General features: G+C 67.8%; 1 protein-coding gene and 1 pseudogene. One reads left to right on the top strand and one right to left on the bottom strand.

All coding sequences use genetic code 11. The annotated features are described in order from the left end of the window. Positions 1-824, bottom strand: a pseudogene (locus tag TFC3_RS39440) (translation initiation factor III); the annotation flags it as partial. A gap of 434 nt (positions 825-1,258) precedes the next feature. Between TFC3_RS39440 and TFC3_RS19130 the strand changes: the two are divergent. Further along, on the top strand, positions 1,259-2,083 hold the full coding sequence (locus TFC3_RS19130) for a hypothetical protein (protein WP_067507062.1): 825 nt from the start codon (positions 1,259-1,261) through the stop codon (positions 2,081-2,083). Positions 2,084-2,411 lie beyond the last annotated feature (328 nt).

The following is a 2,411-nucleotide window of genomic DNA, read 5'->3' on the forward strand; positions in this document are numbered from 1 at the left end:
GGCTTCCAGGCCTGCACGGCGTTGCCCCGGTCGGAGACCAGCGCGTCGTCGTCGCGGCGGCTGGGGCTCTTGCCGCGGCCGGGCACTGCGGCTCCCATCCGGCCGACCGGCTTCATGGCGCCGGTGTTGCCACCCGCGGTGCCCTGCTGGGAGGCGAAGTCCTTCTTGCGGTTCAGGCTCACGGCGATGCGGACGGCAAGCCCGATGAGCACCATCAGCACGCAGATGACGTAGCTGACGATGACCCAGACGGCGGCGGGACGACCGGCGTTCAGGCCGTGCAGCAGCGCGATCGGCCACATCAGGTACGAGATGCTGTGAATGCCGCGCCACATCCAGGGCCGGCCGCGGCCGATGAACCGGGCCCGCGCGATGCCCGTCCACATGACCAGCACCATGATCCAGCCCGACAGCGTGCCGAAGCCGATGAACAGCGTCTTGCCTGGGTTGAGGAACGGGATGAAGGCGTCGATGAACTGCATCTTGCCCATGGCGTACTTGGTCCACAGGTGGACGCCGAGCGAGGCGACGGCGATGACGCCGGTGGTGCGGTGCGTCGACTGCAGCAGCAGGCGCTGGCGGATCGTCAGGACCAGCCGGTCGGTGGAGACCAGGCCAACCATGATCGTGATCGAGAGCGACACGAGCGTCAGCACGCCCATGTAGAACTCGGAGTAGCTGAAGATGTAGACGTAGGCGACGCGCCCGGCCGGGACCATCATCATCACGGCCCAGATGACCGCCAGGATGCAGACCCCGAGCAACGTGACGGCGAGCTTCGACGGTGGTTGTGGTCCACCGGTGGCACCCATTTCGACGTCCACACGACTGGTGGCTCGTTCTTTCGTCTTCGTCCGGGCCATAGCTCCTCGTTCTCCGCAGCGGTAAGGCGGCGTCGTGGGCGTTCGACGGTCACCGGCACCCGTGGGGGATGCCCCGCGCTCGTTACTGTCGGGCGCCGGCCGGGTCTCTGCCTTTCCTCACGGTGCGTCGTCTCCGGTCCGTTGCCCTCCCCCATCTACGTGCCGGGGGCAGGATCGGATGAACGATCGGGAAGTTCTTTGGGACCAATTTCCGCCAGCCGTCCGCGTGACCTTGGCGACAAGGGTCGTGAGCTGCTAGGACACCCCACCGACCCCCCCGGTGACGTAAAAATAAAGTGCCTCGCGGGGTGTCACCTGCGCCACAGCTGAACCTTTGAGCCCCCAGCCCCGAACTACCTCACGTGCAGGCCAAGCGCACTACAATCTGTAAGGAGTTGATCGCTGTGCGGTACCGCGCCGCTTTGGTAGCGACCGCCCTGGCCGCGGCGGGGGCAACGATGGTCCTACCCGGATCAGCCTCCGCCGCCGAGCCCGGCTTCACCGTACAGATAACCGAGCTCCCCGCCACCTTCGGCGCCGGAGCCGAAAGCCGCACCATGACGGTGGTCGCCTCCACCGACCGGGCCCGCTGCATCAAGGTCCGCTGGTCGCTGCTCCTGCAGGTGGACGGCCCCGACCTGGACGAGGTCACAATAACGCGGGTGGAAGATTCCGGAGATTTCCCGGTACGCCGTCAGAACAACGGCAGCACCGCCCGCATCACCGACGAAGCCCTCGACCCAGGCCAACTGTGCCGCGGCCGCACCGTAACCGCCCGCTACCAGGTCAGCTTTGACGAAGACGCCGACACCGGCCGCATCCTGTTCCAACCCCAGGCTTTCACCGCAAACGGCACCCTCCTGCAGGAAGCCTCCGGCCAGAGCCCCGTGGTGGGCCAGGAGCCGGCGGCCACCGAGTCCCCGTCTCCTGCCCCGTCGGATTCGCCGTCGCCTTCCCCTTCGGACTCTTCGTCGGATTCGTCCTCGGATTCGTCCGACCAGGAGTCCGGGGCCGGGGAAACCTCCAGCCCGGCACCGAACCTCAACGCGATCCCGGCGGCCTCGGAGGGCGGGCCACCCAGCCTTCTGGGCCCTGGGTTGATCGTTGGTGCGCTGCTGGTGTTCATGGGAGTGGCTCTGCTGATGCGGCTGCACCTGCGCCGGCGTAGTTCGGCTGCGCAGTTCGCTGAGCCGCCTACTGGGTTCTATCCGATGCAGTAGAGGATGCTGCCCTTGGGGAGAGCGTTTGGGGTGAGGGTGGGCTCGGTGCTTGGCCAGGCTGACTGCTGGATGTGGCTGCCGCTGGCTGCTGGGCGCGGCTGCCGCTTCGCCTGTGGGCTTTCCGGGCCTGGGGCACACCATTCGGGCCGGCCGCCCCTCATGCTTGCCGCCTTCGGCCGCATGCCCCTTTCGACCGGACGCCCCGCGAGCCCTGGTCGAGGCCGCCCTCAGCCGCCGCCGGCCTTGGTCGAGGCCGCCCTTGATCGGCGTCGTTCCCATCGCCGCCAATGTGATCGCCGCCGGTTTCGTCGAGGCCGCTCTACCCCGC

It is taken from the genome of Actinoplanes sp. TFC3, assembly GCF_001553785.1.
In the GTDB taxonomy this organism is placed as follows: domain Bacteria; phylum Actinomycetota; class Actinomycetes; order Mycobacteriales; family Micromonosporaceae; genus Actinoplanes.